The following is a 20,612-nucleotide window of genomic DNA, read 5'->3' as shown; positions in this document are numbered from 1 at the left end:
GACTTCGTGAGCACCTTCAAGGCCCCCAAGGGCACGTACGACCTGATCCCGCCCGACTCCGCGACGTACCTGGCGGTCCGCGAGGCCATCGCCGCCCCGCTGCGCAACTCCGGCTACGGCTACGTGGAGACCCCCGGCTTCGAGAACGTCGAGCTGTTCGCCCGCGGTGTCGGCGAGTCCACGGACATCGTGACCAAGGAGATGTACGCCTTCGAGACCAAGGGCGGCGACCGGCTCGCGCTGCGCCCCGAGGGCACCGCGTCCGTGCTGCGCGCGGCCCTGGAGGCCAGCCTCCACAAGGCGGGCAACCTCCCCGTCAAGCTCTGGTACTCCGGCTCGTACTACCGCTACGAGCGCCCGCAGAAGGGCCGCTACCGGCACTTCTCCCAGGTCGGCGCCGAGGCCATCGGCGCCGAGGACCCCGCCCTCGACGCCGAGTTGATCATCCTCGCGGACCAGGCGTACCGCTCGCTGGGGCTGAGCGACTTCCGCATCCTGCTCAACAGCCTGGGCGACAAGGAGTGCCGTCCCGTCTACCGGGCCGCGCTCCAGGACTTCCTGCGCGGCCTGGACCTGGACGAGGACACGCTGCGCCGGGCGGAGATCAACCCGCTGCGCGTGCTCGACGACAAGCGTGCCGAGGTGCAGAAGCAGCTGACCGACGCCCCGCTGCTGCGCGACTACCTGTGCGACGCCTGCAAGGCGTACCACGAGGAGGTGCGCGAGCTGATCACGGCGGCCGGTGTCTCCTTCGAGGACGACCCCAAGCTGGTGCGCGGCCTGGACTACTACACGCGCACCACCTTCGAGTTCGTCCACGACGGCCTCGGTTCGCAGTCCGCGGTCGGCGGCGGCGGCCGCTACGACGGCCTGTCCGAGATGATCGGCGGCCCCGCGCTGCCCTCGGTCGGCTGGGCGCTCGGAGTGGACCGCACGGTCCTGGCCCTCCAGGCGGAGGGCATCGAACTCGATCTCCCCGCCGCCACCAGCGTGTTCGCGGTGCCGCTCGGCGAGGAGGCGCGCCGGGTGCTGTTCGCGAAGGTCACCGAACTGCGCAAGGTGGGCATCGCGGCCGACTTCTCCTACGGCCACAAGGGCCTCAAGGGCGCGATGAAGAACGCCAACCGCAGCGGCGCCCGCTACACGCTCGTGGCCGGCGAGCGCGACCTCGCCGAGGGCGTCGTCCAGCTCAAGGACATGGAGTCCGGCGAGCAGACGGCGATCGGCGTCAACGAGATCGTGGCCGAACTGGAGGCGCGGCTCGGCTGAGTCCGCGCCGGGTGTGCGCCGGGCGCGCGGCGCGCACCCACCGGGGGGGACCCCCGTACTGTTCCAGCCCGGGCGGAGCCCGGCGGGAAGACCCCGCGCACGCTCTCGCAGAGCCCCTCGTCAACCCGGCGGGCGCGGATTCGTCCTGCCGGACGATGCCGACGCGTGAGCGCCACGCGCGCGTGGCGCTCGCCGGGTCCGTCCCCGGCACCGAGACGTCTCCCGCATCCCGCGCACGGTTGCCCTGGAGGATCTCCACGGTGGTGCTCCTGCCCGCCCCTCGGGCCCGGGCAGGCCGAAGACCTCGCGCTTCTCGGCGCCCGGGCCGGGGCCGCCGACGGCGATGACGTACCCGCAGCGCTTGCGGAGCCCCCGTACGGGCACCGTCAGTCCGTTCGACGTCATGCGCGCAGCGTCGACCGGAACCAGCCCTTCCTGGACCTGTGCCGTCCTTCCTTATGTTGATCGAACGGTGCGCACACGCGCGCGTGCGGCACAATGGCCCTGCCCGAAGAAGGTCCAACTCTCAAGTGACGGAATCGGCGTGATGAGCAAGACGACAGTCAAGGACGTCTCCACGGAGCCCGGACCGGAACCCGCGGCCACCGGACCGCGGACGGTGGGCGGCAGCCGTGCCTTCGCGCTGCTGCTGGTGATCACCGGCGCGGCCGGGCTGCTCGCCGCCTGGGTCATCACGATCGACAAGCAGAAGATCCTCGAAGGCAAGCTGTCCGGCAAGACGTTCACGCCGAGCTGCAGCCTCAACCCGATCGTGTCCTGCGGCAGCGTCATGGAGAGCAAGCAGGCCGCCGTCTTCGGGTTCCCCAACCCCATGCTCGGCCTGGTCTGCTACGGCATCGTCATCTGCGTCGGCATGAGCCTGCTCGCCCGCGCCCGCTTCCCCCGCTGGTACTGGCTGACCTTCAACTTCGGCACGCTCTTCGGTGTCTGCTTCGTCACCTGGCTGCAGTTCGAGTCCCTGTACCGGATCAACGCGCTGTGCCTGTGGTGCTCGCTGGCCTGGGTGGCCACGCTCACCGCCTTCTGGTACACGACGTCCTTCAACATCCGCAACGGCTTCCTGCCCGCCCCGCGCCCGGTGAAGAACTTCCTCGCCGAGTTCACCTGGGTCATCCCGGTCACGCACACCGGCGTCATCGCCATGCTGATCCTGACCCGCTGGGGCAGCAGCCTCTGGGCCTGAGCGGCCCCCGGGCCCCGGGGCCCGGCCGCGTTGTCAGTGGCGTGCCATAGGGTTTCAGCGTGGAGCCCGACCTGTTCACCGCCGCAGCAGAAGAACGCCAGGAGAAGGACCCGGCCGCCAGCCCCCTCGCGGTCCGGATGCGCCCGCGCACCCTCGACGAGGTGGTGGGCCAGCAGCACCTGCTCAAGCCCGGCTCGCCGCTGCGCCGGCTCGTGGGCGAGGGCGCGGACCACGGAGGCGGAGCCGCAGGCCCCTCCGGCACGGGCGGCGGGGGGAGACGCGGGGGACCGGCGGGCCCCTCGTCGGTGATCCTCTGGGGCCCGCCCGGCACCGGCAAGACCACCCTCGCCTACGTCGTCTCCAAGGCCACCGACAAGCGCTTCGTGGAGCTGTCGGCGATCACGGCGGGCGTCAAGGAGGTCCGCGCGGTCATCGACGGCGCCCGCCGCGCCTCCGGCGGGTACGGCCAGGAGACCGTCCTCTTCCTCGACGAGATCCACCGCTTCAGCAAGGCCCAGCAGGACTCCCTGCTCCCGGCGGTCGAGAACCGCTGGGTGACACTGATCGCCGCCACCACCGAGAACCCGTACTTCTCGGTGATCTCCCCCCTGCTCTCCCGCTCCCTGCTGCTCACCCTCGAACCCCTCACCGACGAGGACGTGCGCGGCCTGCTGCGCCGCGCCCTCACCGACGAGCGCGGCCTGAAGTCCGCCGTCGCCCTGCCCGCGGACACCGAGGAGCACCTGCTGCGCATCGCGGGCGGCGACGCGCGCCGCGCGCTGACCGCCCTGGAGGCCGCCGCCGGGGCCGCCCTGGACAAGGGCGAGGCGGAGATCGGCCTGACCACGCTGGAGGAGACCGTCGACCGGGCCGCGGTCAAGTACGACCGCGACGGCGACCAGCACTACGACGTGGCCAGCGCCCTGATCAAGTCCATCCGCGGCTCCGACGTCGACGCCGCGCTGCACTACCTGGCCCGGATGATCGAGGCCGGCGAGGACCCCCGGTTCATCGCCCGCCGTCTGATGATCTCCGCCAGCGAGGACATCGGCCTCGCCGACCAGACCGCGCTGCCCATCGCCGTCGCCGCCGCCCAGGCCGTCGCCATGATCGGCTTCCCCGAGGCCGCCCTCACCCTCAGCCACGCCACCATCGCGCTCGCCCTCGCCCCCAAGTCCAACTCCGCGACCACCGCGATCGGCGCCGCGCTGGAGGACGTGCGCAAGGGGCTGGCCGGGTCCGTGCCGCCCCACCTGCGCGACGGCCACTACAAGGGCGCCGCCAAGCTCGGCCACGCCCAGGGCTACGTCTACCCGCACGACCTGCCCGAGGGCATCGCCGCCCAGCAGTACGCGCCGGACGCCCTCAAGGACCGCGAGTACTACAGCCCGAGCCGGCACGGCGCCGAGGCCCGGTACGCGGACGCGGTCGAATGGACCCGCAAGCACCTCGGTCGGAAGCGGTCCTGAACACCCTGTAGACTGCCCGGAGCGCTGAGTCCCGTGCCGTCAGAGTGGGACAGCCAGCCGGAGACCCGGTTCCCCGTGAACCGGCTCCAGGAGCGTCGCGCACCGTCGAACGGTGTCGCGGGCAGCCCACCACCACCCGGGGATCCGGGACGGTCGGTGGGCCACTCGCGTGCTGCACGTATGTGCCCAGACCAGGGAAGCGGCTGCCCGACCGGTCCCTCGCGGACCAGCGGGTTCTCCCGGCTGCGGATGCGACCTCCGTAACCCTGACAAGCCGAGAACTACGAAATGAGAGACAGTGGCGAACCAGTCCCGCCCCAAGGTCAAGAAGTCGCGTGCCCTCGGTATCGCGCTGACCCCGAAGGCCGTCAAGTACTTCGAGGCCCGCCCCTACCCGCCGGGTGAGCACGGCCGCGGCCGCAAGCAGAACTCGGACTACAAGGTCCGTCTGCTCGAGAAGCAGCGTCTGCGCGCGCAGTACGACGTGTCCGAGCGCCAGCTCGTCCGCGCCTACGAGCGTGCCTCCAAGGTCCAGGGCAAGACCGGTGAGGCCCTGATCGTCGAGCTGGAGCGCCGTCTCGACGCGCTGGTCCTGCGTTCGGGCATCGCCCGCACGATCTACCAGGCCCGCCAGATGGTCGTCCACGGCCACATCCAGGTCAACGGCCAGAAGGTCGACAAGCCGTCCTTCCGCGTCCGCCCCGACGACGTCGTGCAGGTCCGCGACCGCTCCAAGGAGAAGACGCTCTTCACGATCGCCCGTGAGGGCGGCTTCGCCCCCGAGGGCGAGACCCCGCGCTACCTCCAGGTGAACCTCAAGGCCCTGGCGTTCCGCCTGGACCGCGAGCCGAACCGCAAGGAGATCCCGGTGATCTGCGACGAGCAGCTCGTCGTCGAGTACTACGCCCGCTGATCACCAGCAGGCCGTAGCACAAGCGCCTCAGCTCGCCGTCTCCCCGCCCTTCCGGGTGGGCGAGGCGGCGGGCTCGCGCATGTCCGCCGCCCTGCCGCGCGTCTGCCCGCGCTGTTCCGGCAGCGCCCGCAGCGCCCGCCTCCCGGCCCGCCCCAGGGCCCGGGCCACCGCCGCCTCCCGGCCCAGAGCGGCCCCCTCGCGCACGCACCCCTCATAACGCTCGTCGCCCAGAAGTTCGCGCGCCCGCGCCTCGCACAGCTCGTGCGGCGCGTTGTAGTACGCCGACCCGAACAGCCGCAGCCCCACCGACGCCCACATCACGCCCGCCGCGCCCTGGAGCACCGCCGCCTCCTCGGCGTCGCCCTCGCTCACCGTCACCAGCGCGAGCAGCTCCACCGCCAGCACCGAACCGAGCAGGTCGTGGAAGCCGTGCGCGTCGGTGAGACAGTCGGCGAGCAGGTCCCGGGCGTACCCGGCGTTCCCCTCGTGCCAGGCCGCGTACGCCAGCACGTACAGCGCGTAGGCCCGCGACCAGCGCTCCCCGTGGTCGTCGCAGATCCGGCGGACGTCCTCGCACAGCCGGACCGCGTCCGGCAGATCGCCCTGGAAGGCCCGGGTCATCGCCAGCTCGACCTGGCCCATCAGCACCGTGCTGTTCAGCTCACCGATCTCCCGGTAGCGCTCCAGCGCCGAGCGCAGCAGCTCCTCCGCACGCTCCATGTCGTCCGTGACCAGGGCCAGGCAGCCCGCGCGGTGCTCCGCGTACGCGAGCGCCGTCGCGCTCGCCGAGGTGCGGGCCGCCTCGCGGCACTCCTGGAGCGCCGCCAGCGCGGGCACCGTGTCGCCCTGCAGGATCGCCACGTACGCCAGCACCCACAGCGCCTTCAGCCGGGACTGCTCGTGACCGCCCTCCAGCGCGACGGCGCGCTCCAGCCAGTGCCGGCCCTCCGAGAGCCGGCCGCACCCCGCCCAGCAGAACCACAGGCAGCCCGCGAGGTACTGCCCCAGATGCGCCTCGCCCGGGCCGGTCGTGCAGTACTCCAGGGCGCTGCGCAGATTCGGCAGCTCCGTCTCGATCCGCGCCGCCACCTCCGCCTGCCGGGGCGAGAACCACTCCAGCTCGCACCAGGTGGCCAGACCGACGTACCAGTCACGGTGGCGCCGCCGCAGCCGGTCGGCGTCCCCCGTGGCGGCCAGCCATTCGGCGCCGTAGGCACGGACCGTCTCCAGCATCCGGAAGCGCACTCCGGCCGCCGTCTCCTCGCGGGCCACCACGGACTGCGCGAGCAGTTCGCCCAGCACGTCCAGGACGTCGCCGGCGGCCAGCCCGCCGCCGCTGCACACGTACTCGACCGCCTCCAGGTCGAACGCCCCGGTGAACACCGACAGCCGCGCCCACAGCAGCCGTTCCGCGGGGGTGCACAGCTCGTGGCTCCAGCCGATCGCGGTGCGCAGCGTCCGGTGCCGGGGCAGGACGTCGCGCGGCCCGCCGGTCAGCAGCCCGAACCGGTCGTCGAGCCGTTCCAGCAGCCGGGCGGGCGACAGCGTCCGCAGCCGCCCGGCGGCCAGCTCGACCGCCAGCGGCAGCCCCTCGAGACGCCGGCACAGCTCCCGCACGGCGGGATCCCCGGCGCGGACGGACACCCCGTGCTGGGCGGCCCGCGTCACGAGCAGCCGGACCGCCTCCTCCTCGGCGGGCGGGGCCAGCGGGAACAGGCGCTCGCCCGCCACGCCGAGCGGGCGGCGCCCCACGGCGAGCACCCGCACCTGGGGCACCCGCCGCAGCAGTTCGGCCACCAGGCCGGCGCAGGCCTCGGCCAGGTGCTCGACGCCGTCCAGCACCAGCAGCAGCCGGTCGCCGGCCGCGCACGTCCCGCCCGGCCCGGCGAGGCCGAGCACCCGGGGAAGGGCGAGCAGCGTCTCGCGGGGCGTGCGCAGGGTGTGGTCGGTGAGCCCGAGGGCCTCCACCACGGCGTGGTCGACGAACTCCGCGTCCCGCAGCGGCGCCAGGTCCACCCGCGCCCAGAGCACCCTGCGCGCCGCGGGCGGACGGCCGCCCGGCCCGTCGCCCCCCGCCGTCCACCGCGCCGCCGCCCGCGCCGCCGCCCGTGCCGCCAGCCGCGACTTGCCGACCCCGCCCGCCCCCGTCACCGTGACCAGCCGGGCGCCGTCCAGCGCCCGCGCGAGCGCGCCGAGTTCGGCCGAGCGCCCCACGAACGCGTCGGACTCGGCGGCCGCGCCGGCGCCCGTGCCGCATCCCTGGAGCGGCGGGTGGGGCGTCGGATCAGGCATGGCGTCTCGCATGGAACACGGAGGGTACTGAAACGTAATCACTCCGTACAATCGCCCGGACGGACTCCCCGCGCCGCGCGTGGTAATCCGGTACGGAGCCCCACCCGTGGCGCGATAGGCTCGGTGCACGACTTTCTCGATGTTCAGGCACGTTTCAGGGAGCGGGTGCGCACAGTGTCCGGTGGTGAGGTGGCCGGGATCCTGGTGGCCGTGTTCTGGGCGATCCTGGTCTCCTTCCTCGCCGTCGCGCTGGCGAGGCTGGCCCAGACGCTCAGGGCGACCACCAAGCTCGTGGCGGACGTGACCGACCAGGCGGTTCCGCTGCTGGCCGACGCCTCGCAGGCGGTGCGCTCCGCGCAGACCCAGATCGACCGCGTCGACGCGATCGCCTCCGACGTCCAGGAGGTCACGTCGAACGCGTCCGCGCTGTCGACCACCGTGGCCTCCACCTTCGGCGGCCCGCTGGTCAAGGTCGCCGCCTTCGGCTACGGCGTGCGCCGCGCGCTCGGCGGCCGCAAGGAGGACGTGCCCGCCAAGGCGTCGAGGCGTACGGTGATCGTGGGCCGCACCGTCCCGGCCGCCCGGCGGGGGAAGCGGAACAACCGGGAGAAGTAAGGACTAGCGATGTTCCGCCGTACGTTCTGGTTCAGCACAGGTGTCGCCGCCGGTGTGTGGGCCACCACCAAGGTCAACCGCAAGCTCAGGCAGCTGACCCCCGAGAGCGTCGCCGCGACCGCGGCGAACAAGGCCCTTCAGACCGGTCACCGGATCAAGGACCGCGCGGTGGGTTTCGCGCTCGACGTCCGCGACAACATGGCGCGGCGGGAGGCCGAACTCGGGGAGGCGCTCGGCATCGGCGCCCCCGTCGACCCGGAACTCCCCTCCCCCCGGCGGCTCGCCGCCATCGAGAACCACAACAGCCCGAAGTACGTCGAGGGACCGACGTACCCGACGTACTCGTACAACCGGAATGAGGACCACTGATGGAGTCGGCTGAGATCCGCCGCCGCTGGCTGAGCTTCTTCGAGGAGCGCGGGCACACCGTCGTCCCTTCGGCGTCGCTCATCGCGGACGACCCGACTCTGCTCCTCGTCCCGGCCGGCATGGTGCCCTTCAAGCCCTACTTCCTGGGCGAGGTCAAGCCGCCCTTCCAGCGCGCCACCAGCGTGCAGAAGTGCGTGCGCACGCCGGACATCGAAGAGGTCGGCAAGACCACCCGGCACGGCACGTTCTTCCAGATGTGCGGCAACTTCTCCTTCGGCGACTACTTCAAGGAAGGCGCCATCAAGCACGCCTGGGAGCTGCTCACCAGCCCCCAGGACAAGGGCGGTTACGGCCTCGACCCCGAGCGTCTGTGGATCACCGTCTACAAGGACGACGACGAGGCCGAGCGCATCTGGCACGAGGTCGTCGGTGTGCCCGAGGAGCGCATCCAGCGCCTGGGCATGAAGGACAACTACTGGTCCATGGGCGTGCCCGGCCCGTGCGGCCCCTGCTCCGAGATCAACTACGACCGCGGCCCCGAGTTCGGCCCCGAGGGCGGCCCCGCCGTCAACGACGAGCGGTACGTGGAGATCTGGAACCTCGTCTTCATGCAGTACGAGCGCGGCGAGGGCATCGGCAAGGACAACTTCGAGATCCTCGGCGAGCTGCCGAGCAAGAACATCGACACGGGCCTCGGCCTGGAGCGCCTCGCCATGATTCTGCAGGGCGTGCAGAACATGTACGAGATCGACACCTCCATGGCCGTCATCGACAAGGCCACCGAGCTGACCGGCGTGGCCTACGGCGACGCCCACGCCTCGGACGTCTCGCTGCGCGTGGTCACCGACCACATGCGCACCTCGGTGATGCTCATCGGCGACGGCGTGACCCCCGGCAACGAGGGCCGCGGCTACGTGCTGCGCCGCATCATGCGCCGCGCCATCCGCAACATGCGCCTGCTCGGCGCCACCGGTCCGGTCGTCAAGGACCTGATCGACACCGTCATCGAGATGATGGGACAGCAGTACCCGGAGCTGGTCACCGACCGCGAGCGCATCGAGAAGGTCGCCCTCGCCGAGGAGAACGCCTTCCTGAAGACGCTGAAGGCCGGTACCAACATCCTCGACACCGCCGTCACCGAGACCAAGCGGTCCGGCGGCACGGTCCTCTCCGGCGACAAGGCGTTCCTGCTCCACGACACCTGGGGCTTCCCGATCGACCTCACCCTGGAGATGGCCGCCGAGCAGGGCCTGGCCGTGGACGAGGACGGCTTCCGCCGCCTGATGAAGGAGCAGCGGGAGCGGGCCAAGGCCGACGCCCAGGCCAAGAAGACCGGCCACGCGGACATGGGCGCCTACCGCGAGATCGCCGACGTGGCCGGCGAGACCGACTTCATCGGCTACACCGACACCGTGGGCGAGTCCACGATCGTCGGCATCCTCGTCGACGGCGTCTCCTCCCCGGCCGCCTCCGAGGGCGACGAGGTCGAGATCGTCCTGGACCGCACCCCGTTCTACGCCGAGGGCGGCGGCCAGATCGGCGACACCGGCCGCATCAAGGTCGACTCCGGTGCCGTCATCGAGGTCCGCGACTGCCAGAAGCCGGTCCCGGGCGTCTACGTCCACAAGGGTGTCGTCCAGGTCGGCGAGGTCACCGTCGGCGCCAAGGCCCAGGCCGCCATCGACGTCCGCCGCCGCAAGGCCATCGCCCGCGCCCACTCGGCCACCCACCTGACCCACCAGGCGCTGCGTGACGCGCTGGGCCCGACGGCCGCCCAGGCCGGTTCGGAGAACCAGCCCGGCCGCTTCCGCTTCGACTTCGGTTCCCCCGCCGCCGTCCCGACGGCCGTGATGACCGACGTCGAGCAGAAGATCAACGAGGTGCTCGCCCGCGACCTCGACGTGCACGCCGAGGTCATGGGCATCGACGACGCCAAGAAGCAGGGCGCCATCGCCGAGTTCGGCGAGAAGTACGGCGAGCGGGTCCGCGTGGTCACCATCGGCGACTTCTCCAAGGAGCTGTGCGGCGGCACGCACGTGCACAACACCGCCCAGCTCGGCCTGGTGAAGCTGCTCGGTGAGTCGTCGATCGGCTCGGGCGTGCGTCGTATCGAGGCCCTCGTCGGCGTCGACGCCTACAACTTCCTCGCCCGCGAGCACACGGTCGTCGCCCAGCTCCAGGAGCTGGTCAAGGGCCGTCCGGAGGAACTGCCGGAGAAGGTCTCCGCCATGCTCGGCAAGCTGAAGGACGCCGAGAAGGAGATCGAGCGGTTCCGCGCCGAGAAGGTCCTGCAGGCCGCCGCCGGTCTCGCCGAGTCCGCCAAGGACGTGCGCGGAGTCGCCGTGGTGACCGGCCAGGTCCCCGACGGCACGACCCCGGACGACCTGCGCAAGCTGGTCCTCGACGTGCGCGGGCGCATCCAGGGCGGCCGGGCCGCCGTCGTCGCCCTCTTCACGGTGAACAACGGCAAGCCGCTCACGGTCATCGCCACCAACGAGGCCGCCCGCGAGCGCGGCCTGAAGGCCGGCGACCTGGTCCGTACCGCCGCCAAGACGCTCGGCGGCGGCGGTGGCGGCAAGCCGGACGTCGCCCAGGGCGGCGGCCAGAACCCGGCCGCGGTCGGCGACGCCGTCGACGCCGTGGAGCGTCTCGTGGCGGAAACGGCCAAGTGATGCGACGCGGCCGGCGCCTGGCGATCGACGTCGGGGACGCCCGGATCGGGGTCGCCTCGTGCGACCCCGATGGGATCCTCGCCACACCGGTGGAGACGGTCCCCGGCCGGGACGTCCCGGCGGCCCACCGCCGGTTGCGGCAGCTCGTCGAGGAGTACGAGCCGATCGAGGTCGTCGTCGGTCTCCCTCGCTCCCTCAAGGGGGGCGAGGGCCCGGCCGCCGTCAAGGTCCGTGCTTTCGCGGGGGAGTTGGCCAAGGGCATCGCCCCGGTGCCGGTCCGCCTGGTGGACGAGCGGATGACGACGGTGACGGCGAGTCAGGGGCTGCGGGCCTCCGGGGTGAAGTCCAAGAAGGGACGCTCCGTGATCGACCAGGCCGCGGCCGTCATCATTCTGCAGCAGGCCCTCGAATCCGAACGGGTGTCAGGCACAGCACCCGGAGAGGGCGTCGAAGTGGTCATCTGATCGCGATACGGTAACGTTCCGCGCGATGCGACGGTCTTCGAACAGCCGCCGCACAGCAAGAGGCGGAACGGACGCGGGTGTCACACGGCGTGACCACCGTCTCGCGGCGCTAGGGGATCGATGACTGAGTATGGCCGGGGCCCAGGCTCCGAACCGTGGCATCCCGAGGACCCGTTGTACGGGGACGGCGGATGGGGAGGACAGCAGGCCCCCGCGGACCCGCAGTCCTCCTACGGCGGCGGCCTGCAGCACCACCCGCAGCCGCAGCAGTACCAGCAGCATCCTCAGCACCACCAGCAGCAGTACGGCGGCTGGAGCCAGGAGCCCCAGCAGGGCCACGACGGTCCGTACCAGCAGCACTACGGCGAGCAGGGCACCGGGCAGTCCCCGCACCACGGTGAGCAGGGCGGCCACCCGTACGGCGGCCAGCAGCAGGGCCGTCCCGAGGAGCAGTACGGGCAGCCGGCCTGGGACGGCACCGGCGCACACGCGCAGCCGTCCTACGGCGGCGACCCCGCGGACCCGTACGGCGGGCAGTCCATGGCCTACGGCCCGGACCAGCCCGATCTCTACGGCACCCCCGAGGCCTATCCGCCGCCGCAGCCGCCGAACCGCCGCGCTCCCGAGCCGGAGCCGCGCCCCGACTGGGACCCGGAGCCCGGGACCGCCCAGGAGGACGACTCCTTCTTCGCGGGCGGCGGCGACGACGCCGACGGGGATCCCGACGCGGACGCACCGGCGACGGGCCGGGGCCGCGGGGACCGGAAAGGACGCGGCGGCAAGGGCCGTACGGGCAAGGCCGGCCGGAAAAGACGCAACGGCTGTGCCTGCCTGGTCGTCGTCCTGGTGTTCGGCGGCGGTGTCGCCGGAGTCGGCTACTACGGCTACCACTTCTACCAGGATCGTTTCGGCGCGGCCCCGGACTACGCGGGCAGCGGCAACGGCGAGCAGGTCACGGTCGTCATCCCCAAGGACGCCGGCGGGTACGTGATCGGGCAGGTGCTGAAGAAGGCGGGCGTCGTCGAGAGCGTCGACGCGTTCGTCTCCGCCCAGACGGCGAACCCCGACGGCAAGCAGATCCAGGACGGCGTCTACACGCTCCAGAAGCACATGTCGGCGGCGAGCGCCGTGCAGCTGATGCTCAGCCCGAAGAGCCGCAGCAACCTGATCATCGCCGAGGGCTCGCGCAACACGGCCGTCTACACGCTGATCGACAAGCGCCTCGGGGTGCCCGAAGGCACCACTTCGAGCGTCGCGAAGAAGGACTACAAGAAGCTGGGCCTGCCCGAATGGGCACTGAACCACCCCGACCTCAAGGACCCGCTCGAAGGGTTCCTCTACCCCTCCAGCTACGCCGTGGCCAAGGGGCAGAAGCCCGAGGACGTCCTCAAGGACATGGTCGCCCGGGCCACCGAGACCTACGCGCAGCTCGGCCTCGCCAAGAAGGCCCAGAGCCTCGGACTCGACGGCCCCTGGCAACTGCTCACCGTGGCGAGCCTCGCGCAGGCCGAGGGCACGAGCCACGACGACTTCCGCAAGATGGCCGAGGTCGTCTACAACCGCCTCAAGCCCGGCAACGCGCAGACCAACGGCAAGCTGGAGTTCGACTCGACGTACAACTACGTGAAGAACCAGAGCAAGATCGACCTCAGCATCGCCGAGCTGCGCAGGTACGCCAACCCGTACAACACGTACTACGCCACCGGTCTGCCCCCCGGGCCCATCGACAACCCGGGCGAGGAGGCCCTCCGGGGCGCCCTCGACCCGACGGACGACGGCTGGTACTACTTCATCTCGATGGACGGCAGGACCAGCAAGTTCACCAAGACCCTCGCCGAGCACGAGAAACTGGTCGACGAGTGGAACCTCTCCAAGAAGAAGCAGTGATGACGCCAACCCGCCGGGCGGCCGTGCTCGGTTCGCCGATCGCCCACTCCCTGTCCCCGGTGCTGCACCGCGCGGCCTACGCGGAGCTGGGGCTCACCCACTGGTGCTACGACCGGTTCGAGGTCGACGAGGCCGCTCTGCCGGGCTTCCTCGACGGGCTCGGGCCCGAGTGGGCGGGACTGTCGCTGACCATGCCGCTGAAACGGGCCGTCATCCCGCTGCTCGACGAGGTCAGCGAGACGGCGGCCGCCGTGGAGGCGGTCAACACGGTCGTCGTCAGCGAGGACGGCCGGCGCACCGGCGACAACACCGACATCCCGGGCATGGTCGCCGCGCTGCGCGAGCACGGCATCGAACAGGTCGACTCGGCGGCGGTCCTCGGGGCCGGGGCCACCGCGTCCTCCGCCCTGGCCGCGCTCGCCCGCGTCTGCACCGGCGAGGTCGTCGCCTACGTCCGCAGCGACGCCCGCGCGGCCGAGATGCGCGGGTGGGGCGAACGGCTGGGCGTCGAGGTCCGTACGGCGCCCTGGTCACAGGCCGAGCAGGCCCTGACAGCCCCCCTCGTGATCGCCACCACCCCGGCCGGCACGACCGACGCGCTCGCCGGCGCCGTACCGGAGCGCCCCACCGCGCTCTTCGACGTCCTCTACGACCCCTGGCCGACCACGCTCGCCGCCCGCTGGTCCCTGGCCGGCGGCGCCGTCGTCAGCGGCCTGGACCTCCTCGTCCACCAGGCGGTCCTCCAGGTCGAGCGGATGACCGGCCGCGTCCCGGCCCCGCTGGACGTCATGCGCCGCGCCGGCGAGAAGGCCCTCGCGGACCGCTGACGGCCCCGCCGGGCGGAGCCGGACCCGCGCTCGCGCCCCCTCGCCGCCCCCCGCCCGGGCGGAGCCGGATTCGCGCCCGCGCCCCCCTCGCCGCCCCGCCCGGGCCCCTTCGCCGCCCCACCGGGCCCCGCCTTCCCCGGCGGGCAGCGGCCCCTTCCGCGTGCGCGCGGGGCGGCCGCGCGGGGGGCGGGTGCCGTCCGCGGCGTCCGCCTGCTGGACCGGCGACCGGACACCGGGCCCGGACGTGGGAGGATCGGAGGTGGCGGGCCAGGGCCGCGCACCCGGTCGCGCCGTCGCAGTTCCAGGCGCGAGCATGAGGAGCATCGTTGAGCAGGTTGCGTTGGCTGACCGCGGGGGAGTCCCACGGACCCGCACTTGTCGCGACGCTGGAGGGCCTTCCCGCCGGCGTGCCCGTCACCACGGACATGGTGGCCGACCACCTCGCGCGACGGCGCCTGGGGTACGGGCGCGGCGCACGGATGAAGTTCGAGCGGGACGAGGTCACCTTCCTCGGCGGGGTCCGGCACGGACTCACCCTCGGCTCCCCCGTGGCGGTCATGGTGGGCAACACCGAGTGGCCCAAGTGGGACAAGGTCATGGCGGCCGACCCCGTGGACCCGGCGGAGCTGGCCGCGCTGGCGCGCAACGCGCCGCTGACCCGCCCGCGCCCCGGCCACGCCGACCTGGCCGGCATGCAGAAGTACGGCTTCGACGAGGCGCGTCCGATCCTGGAGCGGGCCTCCGCCCGGGAGACCGCCGCCCGCGTGGCGCTGGGCGCGGTGGCGCGGTCGTACCTGAAGGAGACGGCGGGCATCGAGATCGTCTCCCACGTGGTGGAGCTGGCGTCGGCGAAGGCCCCCTACGGGGTGTACCCGACCCCGGCCGACGTGGAGAAGCTCGACGCGGACCCGGTGCGCTGCCTGGACGCGGCCGCCTCGAAGGCGATGGTCGCCGAGATCGACCAGGCCCACAAGGACGGCGACACGCTCGGCGGTGTCGTGGAGGTGCTGGCCTACGACGTACCGGTGGGCCTGGGCTCGCACGTGCACTGGGACCGGCGCCTGGACGCCCGGCTCGCCGCCGCCCTCATGGGCATCCAGGCGATCAAGGGCGTCGAGGTCGGGGACGGCTTCGACCTCGCGCGGGTGCCCGGCTCGAAGGCGCACGACGAGATCCTGACCACCGCCGACGGCATCAGGCGGGCCACCGGCCGCTCCGGCGGCACCGAGGGCGGCCTCACCACGGGCGAGCTGCTGCGGGTGCGCGCCGCGATGAAGCCGATCGCCACCGTGCCCCGCGCCCTGCGGACGGTCGACGTGGCCACCGGTGAGGCGGCCCAGGCCCACCACCAGCGTTCCGACGTGTGCGCGGTGCCGGCGGCCGGGATCGTCGCCGAGGCCATGGTGGCCCTCGTCCTCGCCGACGCCGTCGCCGAGAAGTTCGGCGGCGACAGCGTGACCGAGACCCGCCGCAACGTGCGCTCCTACCTCGACCACCTGGCGATCCGATGAGCGGCGCGCCGGCCGTCGTCCTCGTGGGACCGATGGGCGTCGGCAAGTCGACGGTCGGACAGCTGCTGGCCGACCGCCTCGGCGTGGCCTACCGGGACACCGACGACGACATCGTGACCGAACAGGGCCGCACCATCGCGGAGATCTTCGTCGACGACGGGGAGAGCGCCTTCCGCGCGCTGGAGAAGCAGGCCGTGCGCCGGGCCGTCGCCGAACACGAGGGCGTCCTCGCGCTGGGCGGCGGTGCGGTCCTCGACGCGGACACCCGCGCGCTGCTGGCCGGTCTGCCCGTCGTCTACCTCTCGATGGACGTCGAGGAGGCCGTCCGGCGCACCGGGCTGAACGTGGCCCGCCCGCTGCTCGCCGTCAACCCGCGCAAGCAGTGGCGCGAGCTGATGCAGGCCCGCCGGCACCTGTACGAGGAGGTCGCCACGGCGGTGGTCGCCACCGACGGGCGCACCCCCGAAGAGGTCACCCGATCCGTTCTGGACGCTGTGGAGTTGAAGGAAGCATGAGCGAGGCAGTGACGCGGATCCACATCGCCGGCACCGCCGGGACCGAGCCCTACGACGTGCTGGTCGGCCGTCAGCTCCTGGGCGAGCTGGGCGGACTGATCGGGGACCAGGCCCGGCGGGTCGCCGTCATCCACCCCGAGGCGCTCGCCGAGACGGGTGACGCGCTCCGTGCCGACCTGGCCGGCCAGGGCTACGAGGCCATCGCCATCCAGGTGCCGAACGCGGAGGAGGCCAAGACCGCCGAGGTCGCCGCCTACTGCTGGAAGGCGCTCGGCCAGTCGAACTTCACCCGCTCCGACGTCGTCGTCGGCGTGGGCGGCGGCGCCACCACCGACCTGGCCGGGTTCGTCGCCGCGACCTGGCTGCGCGGCGTGCGCTGGGTCGCCGTGCCCACCACCGTGCTCGCCATGGTGGACGCGGCCGTCGGCGGCAAGACCGGCATCAACACCGCCGAGGGCAAGAACCTGGTGGGCGCCTTCCACCCGCCCGCGGGCGTGCTGTGCGACCTGGCCGCGCTCGACTCCCTCCCGGTCCACGACTACGTCTCCGGTCTCGCGGAGGTCATCAAGGCCGGATTCATCGCCGACCCGGTCATCCTCGACCTCGTCGAGTCCGACCCCGAGGCCGCCCGAACCCCGGCCGGGCCGCACACCGCCGAGCTGATCGAGCGCTCCATCCGCGTCAAGGCCGACGTCGTCTCCGCGGACCTGAAGGAGTCGGGTCTGAGGGAGATCCTCAACTACGGCCACACCCTCGGCCACGCCATCGAGAAGAACGAGCGGTACAAGTGGCGGCACGGCGCCGCCGTCGCCGTCGGCATGCACTTCGCCGCCGAACTGGGCCGCCTGGCGGGCCGGCTGGACGACGCGACCGCCGACCGGCACCGCACGGTGCTGGAGTCGGTGGGTCTGCCCCTGCACTACCGCTACGACCAGTGGCCCAAGCTGCTGGAGACCATGAAGGTCGACAAGAAGTCCCGCGGCAACCTGCTGCGGTTCATCGTGCTCGACGGTCTCGCCAAGCCCACCGTTCTGGAGGGCCCGGACCCGGCCGTGCTGCTCGCCGCCTACGGCGAGGTGGGGCAGTAGGAGCCGCGGACACGAGGGACGCGGAATCCCCTTGTGTCCGCGGCCCCGCGTCCCGCTGAACGCGATCCGTCCCGTTCCCCTTGCCCGGGCGGGCACTTCGGACCGGACCCGGCCGTTCACCACAGGGCGGCCGGGGACGGTACCGTTCGGTAGGGCGCGGGTTCGGCCCGCCGCCAGCGACCATCGCCTTGTACGAGACGGAGTGGCACCGGATGCAGCACGCAGTGGGTTCTCCGCTGCCGCCGCCCCACCAGCCGGGGCACGGACCGGCCGCCGGCTGGTCACCGGCCGCACATCACCCGGGTCCGCACCCGCCGGGAGCGCACCGGGCCCCGGGGCCCGTGCCGTCCGCGCCGGCCCACCCGGCGGCCCCGGCCGCGCAGCACCCCCCGGTGCCGCCGGCGCAGGGGGCCGCGCCGCCCGTCGCCCCGCCGGACGTGTCGGGCCACCTCGCGCTGCCGCCCGGCGGCCCGGTCGCCGTGCCGGCCGTACCGCCCGCCCAGGCCCTGCCCGACCCGGCCACCACCACGCTCGCCGTCCTGCTGATCGGACCCGCGGGCGCCGGCAAGACCAGCGTCGCCAAGCACTGGGCCGAGCACCGCCGGGTGCCCACCGCGCACATCAGCCTCGACGACGTCCGCGAGTGGGTCCGCTCCGGCTTCGCCGACCCGCAGTCCGGGTGGAACGACCACTCCGAGGCGCAGTACCGCCTGGCCCGCCGCACCTGCGGCTTCGCCGCGCGCAACTTCCTGGCCAACGGCATCTCCTGCATCCTGGACGACGCCGTCTTCCCCGACCGCCCGGTCGTCGGCCTCGGCGGCTGGAAGCGGCACGTGGGCCCGGGGCTGCTCCCCGTGGTCCTGCTGCCCGGACTGGACATCGTCCTCGAGCGCAACGCCGAGCGCACCGGGAACCGCCGGCTGACCGACGAGGAGGTCGCCCGTATCCACGGCCGCATGGCCGGCTGGTACGGCTCGGGCCTGCCCATCATCGACAACTCCCAGCTCGACATACCGGCCACCGCCCGGGTCCTGGACGAGGTCCTCTCCCGGGCCATCGCGAGCCCGCCGGCCTGGTGACCACCGGGTGCGGCGAGCGGCCGTGCGGCGTCTGCGGGGCGGTCCCGGTCCGCGGCGAGCCGCCCCCCGGCCGCCGGACGCCCGTGAGCGAGGGTCCCGCCGCCCACTCGGCCTCTCCCGAGCGGCACGGCACGGGCACAGCTCTTACGCTCGGTTCATGTCAGAGGTGTACGCGGCCCGCCGGACCCGGCTACGGGAGCGCTGCAACGCGGGCGGCAGCGCGGCGGCGCTGGTGACTCGTCCCGCCAATGTGCGGTACCTCGCGGGAGCAGCCCCGCGCGGTGCCGTCCTGCTCCTCGGAAAGCGCGAGGACCTGCTGGTGTGCCCGAGCGCACCGGACGACCGGCCCGGTGAAGGGCGTCCCGACGAGACGCTGGGGGTGCGGATCCTGCCCCGGCCCGGCGGCGACGCGGCCGTGGCCGCGGCCGACCTGGCGCGTTCCCAGGGCGCCGACTCCCTGGCGATCGAGGAGCACCACGTCACCGTGGCCCGCCACCGGGCGCTCACCTCGGTCGCCCCGCAACTGCGCATCGCCGAGCTGGGCAGCGCGGTGGAACAGCTCAGGGTCGTCAAGGACGAGGAGGAGATCTCCTGCCTGCGGATCGGCGCCGAGATCGCCGACCAGGCCCTGGGCGAACTGCTGGAGTCCATCCTCGTCGGCCGCACCGAGCGCCACCTCGCGCTGGAGCTGGAGCGGCGCCTGGTCGACCACGGCGCCGACGGCCCCGCCTTCCCGACCTCGGTGGCCACCGGCCCGAACTCGGGCCGCCGCGGGCACCGGCCGACCGACCGGCGGGTCGAGGAGGGCGACTTCCTCTCCGTGTGCCTGGGCGCCGCCTACCGCGGCTACCGCTGCGAGATCGGCCGCACGTTCGTGATCGGCACCTCCCCGGCGGACTGGCAGATCCAGCTGTACGACCTGGTCTTCGCAGCCCAGCGGGCCGGCCGGGAGGCGCTGACGCCCGGCGCCGCCTACCGCGACGTGGACCGCGCCGCACGGCAGGTCCTCGACTCCGCCGGGTACACCGAGGGCCTGCAGCCCCTCACGGGACACGGGGTCGGACTCGAAATCGACGAGGACCCTCAGCTGGCCCCCGCGGCCATGGGTAAACTGGACGCTTGCGTGCCGGTCACCGTCGAACCGGGGGTCCACCTCCCGGGACGGGGCGGTGTCCGGATCGATGACACGCTCGTCGTGCGCCCCGAGGCGGACGGCGGACCCGAGCTACTCACCATCACGACCAAGGAGCTGCTCGCGCTGTAGGAGTGCGTGCGCCGGGGTCGTCCACGTCAGTCCAGGAGATTCCGCAACCGTGGCTTCCACGAACGACCTCAAGAACGGCCTGGTGCTCAAGCTCGAAGGCGGCCAGCTCTGGTCCGTCGTCGAGTTCCAGCACGTCAAGCCCGGCAAGGGCCCGGCCTTCGTGCGCACCAAGCTCAAGAACGTGCTCTCCGGCAAGGTCGTCGACAAGACCTTCAACGCCGGTGTCAAGGTCGAGACGGCCACCGTCGACAAGCGCGACATGCAGTTCTCGTACATGGACGGCGAGTACTTCGTCTTCATGGACATGGAGACCTACGACCAGCTGATGGTCGACCGCAAGGCCGTCGGCGACGCCGCCAACTTCCTGATCGAGGGCTTCACCGCCACCGTCGCCCAGCACGAGGGCGAGGTGCTCTTCGTCGAGCTGCCCGCCGCCGTCGAGCTGACCGTGCAGGAGACCGAGCCGGGCGTCCAGGGCGACCGCTCCACCGGTGGCACCAAGCCCGCCACGCTGGAGACCGGCCACCAGATCCAGGTCCCGCTCTTCATCACCACCGGTGAGAAGATCAAGGTCGACACCCGTACGAGCGACTACCTCGGCCGGGTGAACAGCTAACCGTGGCTGCCCGCAACACGGCCCGCAAGCGTGCCTTCCAGATCCTCTTCGAAGGTGACCAGCGCGACGCCGACGTCCTGACCGTCCTCGCGGACTGGGTCCGGCTCTCCCGGTCCGACACCCGGCAGCCCCCGGTCAGCGAGTACACGATGCAGCTGGTCGAGGGCTACGCCGAGCAGGCGCGGCGCATCGACGAGCTGATCTCGCAGTACGCGGTGGGCTGGACGCTGGACCGGATGCCGGTCGTCGACCGCAACATCCTGCGGCTCGGCGCGTACGAGCTGATCTGGGTCGACGAGACCCCGGACGCCGTCGTCCTGGACGAGATGGTGCAGCTGGCCAAGGAGTTCTCCACGGACGAGTCGCCCTCGTTCGTCAACGGTCTGCTCGGACGGCTGAAGGAACTCAAGCCCTCGCTGCGTCGTGGCGTGAACGACGAGGCGTAGGAAGAGCCACAGATACGTCGCTGGGGCCCGCGCCACAAAATAGGCCCCCCCGCGCAGCAAAATTTGGCGAGCGGGGCCCCCACGGCCGCCCCGCCCCCCCCCCGCCCCCGAC

General features: G+C 72.5%; 18 protein-coding genes and 1 pseudogene. 17 read left to right on the top strand and 2 right to left on the bottom strand.

All coding sequences use genetic code 11. From position 1 onward, the window contains the following. The first annotated feature begins 6 nt into the window (after nt 1–6). The gene (hisS, locus tag ABZ719_RS21505; protein WP_366726787.1) at nt 7–1,269 is read left to right on the top strand and encodes a histidine--tRNA ligase; all 1,263 of its coding nucleotides are present in this window, start codon (nt 7–9) and stop codon (nt 1,267–1,269) included. A gap of 118 nt (nt 1,270–1,387) precedes the next feature. Here the strand turns inward: hisS and ABZ719_RS21500 are convergent. Continuing rightward, nucleotides 1,388–1,674, bottom strand: a pseudogene (locus ABZ719_RS21500) (ATP-binding cassette domain-containing protein); the annotation flags it as partial. A 142-nt stretch (nt 1,675–1,816) separates the two neighbouring features. Between ABZ719_RS21500 and ABZ719_RS21495 the strand changes: the two are divergent. From ABZ719_RS21495 to rpsD, 3 genes are all read left to right on the top strand, one after another. Then, nucleotides 1,817–2,473, top strand: coding sequence for a vitamin K epoxide reductase family protein (locus ABZ719_RS21495; protein WP_366726786.1), 657 nt, complete (start codon nt 1,817–1,819; stop codon nt 2,471–2,473). 59 nt (nt 2,474–2,532) lie between these two features. Further along, nucleotides 2,533–3,942 (top strand): replication-associated recombination protein A, encoded by a 1,410-nt coding sequence (locus ABZ719_RS21490; protein WP_366726785.1) that lies wholly within the window; start codon nt 2,533–2,535, stop codon nt 3,940–3,942. A gap of 298 nt (nt 3,943–4,240) precedes the next feature. Continuing rightward, entirely contained in the window at nt 4,241–4,855 is a 615-nt protein-coding gene (rpsD, locus tag ABZ719_RS21485; protein ID WP_009187613.1) for a 30S ribosomal protein S4, read from the top strand. 27 nt (nt 4,856–4,882) lie between these two features. Here the strand turns inward: rpsD and ABZ719_RS21480 are convergent, their stop codons facing one another. Continuing rightward, nucleotides 4,883–7,147 carry an AAA family ATPase gene (locus tag ABZ719_RS21480; protein WP_366726784.1) on the bottom strand — a complete coding sequence of 755 codons (2,265 nt, stop codon included), beginning with the start codon at nt 7,145–7,147 and terminating at the stop codon, nt 4,883–4,885. A gap of 165 nt (nt 7,148–7,312) precedes the next feature. On the opposite strand from ABZ719_RS21480, the gene ABZ719_RS21475 reads away from it, so the two are divergent. From ABZ719_RS21475 to nusB, 13 genes are all read left to right on the top strand, one after another. Further along, on the top strand, nt 7,313–7,762 hold the full coding sequence (locus ABZ719_RS21475; protein WP_366726783.1) for a DUF948 domain-containing protein: 450 nt from the start codon (nt 7,313–7,315) through the stop codon (nt 7,760–7,762). 9 nt (nt 7,763–7,771) lie between these two features. After that, nucleotides 7,772–8,131, top strand: a complete 360-nt coding sequence (locus tag ABZ719_RS21470) for a hypothetical protein (RefSeq protein WP_366726782.1) — start codon at nt 7,772–7,774, stop codon at nt 8,129–8,131. Next, nucleotides 8,131–10,803 (top strand): alanine--tRNA ligase, encoded by a 2,673-nt coding sequence (alaS, locus tag ABZ719_RS21465; RefSeq protein WP_366726781.1) that lies wholly within the window; start codon nt 8,131–8,133, stop codon nt 10,801–10,803. The genes ABZ719_RS21470 and alaS overlap by 1 nt, the downstream gene beginning before the upstream one ends. Continuing rightward, a complete protein-coding gene (gene ruvX / locus ABZ719_RS21460) occupies nt 10,803–11,267 on the top strand; it encodes a Holliday junction resolvase RuvX (RefSeq protein ID WP_366726780.1) in 465 nt (154 codons plus the stop codon). Before alaS ends, ruvX begins: the two co-directional genes overlap by 1 nt. Before the next feature lie 120 nt (nt 11,268–11,387). Then, nucleotides 11,388–13,154 carry an endolytic transglycosylase MltG gene (gene mltG, locus ABZ719_RS21455; protein ID WP_366726779.1) on the top strand — a complete coding sequence of 589 codons (1,767 nt, stop codon included), beginning with the start codon at nt 11,388–11,390 and terminating at the stop codon, nt 13,152–13,154. Next, nucleotides 13,154–13,981 (top strand): shikimate dehydrogenase, encoded by an 828-nt coding sequence (locus ABZ719_RS21450; protein ID WP_366726778.1) that lies wholly within the window; start codon nt 13,154–13,156, stop codon nt 13,979–13,981. The genes mltG and ABZ719_RS21450 overlap by 1 nt, the downstream gene beginning before the upstream one ends. 326 nt (nt 13,982–14,307) lie before the next feature. Next, nucleotides 14,308–15,492 (top strand): chorismate synthase, encoded by a 1,185-nt coding sequence (gene aroC / locus ABZ719_RS21445; RefSeq protein ID WP_366726777.1) that lies wholly within the window; start codon nt 14,308–14,310, stop codon nt 15,490–15,492. After that, a complete protein-coding gene (locus ABZ719_RS21440; RefSeq protein ID WP_037860010.1) occupies nt 15,489–16,007 on the top strand; it encodes a shikimate kinase in 519 nt (172 codons plus the stop codon). Before aroC ends, ABZ719_RS21440 begins: the two co-directional genes overlap by 4 nt. After that, nucleotides 16,004–17,095, top strand: coding sequence for a 3-dehydroquinate synthase (gene aroB, locus ABZ719_RS21435; protein ID WP_366726776.1), 1,092 nt, complete (start codon nt 16,004–16,006; stop codon nt 17,093–17,095). Before ABZ719_RS21440 ends, aroB begins: the two co-directional genes overlap by 4 nt. Before the next feature lie 212 nt (nt 17,096–17,307). Further along, the gene (locus tag ABZ719_RS21430; RefSeq protein WP_366726775.1) at nt 17,308–18,174 is read left to right on the top strand and encodes a Pro-rich N-terminal domain-containing protein; all 867 of its coding nucleotides are present in this window, start codon (nt 17,308–17,310) and stop codon (nt 18,172–18,174) included. 157 nt (nt 18,175–18,331) lie between these two features. Further along, a complete protein-coding gene (locus tag ABZ719_RS21425) occupies nt 18,332–19,438 on the top strand; it encodes an aminopeptidase P family protein (protein WP_366726774.1) in 1,107 nt (368 codons plus the stop codon). Between the two features lie 49 nt (nt 19,439–19,487). Continuing rightward, complete coding sequence (efp, locus tag ABZ719_RS21420) at nt 19,488–20,054, top strand: elongation factor P (RefSeq protein WP_009187601.1); 567 nt, start codon at nt 19,488–19,490, stop codon at nt 20,052–20,054. A 2-nt stretch (nt 20,055–20,056) separates the two neighbouring features. Continuing rightward, nucleotides 20,057–20,500: a transcription antitermination factor NusB gene (nusB, locus tag ABZ719_RS21415; RefSeq protein WP_366726773.1), complete on the top strand. Its 444-nt coding sequence runs from the start codon at nt 20,057–20,059 to the stop codon at nt 20,498–20,500. Nucleotides 20,501–20,612: the final 112 nt, after the last annotated feature.

This window comes from Streptomyces sp. NPDC006743, from assembly GCF_040703815.1.
Classification (GTDB): Bacteria; Actinomycetota; Actinomycetes; order Streptomycetales; family Streptomycetaceae; genus Streptomyces.
Note: the sequence above shows the minus strand (reverse complement) of the source record. Positions and strands in the feature narration are given on the sequence as shown.